The organism is Streptococcus sp. HMSC066E07, assembly GCF_001814695.1.
Classification (GTDB): Bacteria; Bacillota; Bacilli; order Lactobacillales; family Streptococcaceae; genus Streptococcus; species Streptococcus hominis.
On record NZ_KV817434.1, the window covers coordinates 1 to 310 of the forward strand.

Genomic DNA, 310 nt, shown 5'->3' on the forward strand with positions numbered 1-310 from the left:
CATAAGGAGAGTTATCATCTCCTTGAGAAACAATTGAAATCTCCAAATCTTTCTTTTTAATTTTGCCTTCTTTAAATAGTTTTTGTTTTTCTGCCCGTATTTTTTCAAGTAAAACTTCAACTGGTTCATCATTTGGGTCTTGTTCAACTAATTTTCCTTGCATAGCATATTGAAGAATAGATTTTTTTAGTTTATCTGGAAATTCTTTATCTAGCTGTTCTAGTCTATTATAACTTTCAGCGTATTCATCCACTTTTTCTAAAGCTGATTCGATTGCTTCTACTATGCGTTGTTGTTCGGTAAGTGGGGG

Annotated in this window: 1 pseudogene; it reads right to left on the bottom strand. The window is 32.3% G+C overall.

The window, feature by feature from the left end:
* Positions 1-310: pseudogene (locus HMPREF2984_RS04150) on the bottom strand (restriction endonuclease subunit S); the annotation flags it as partial.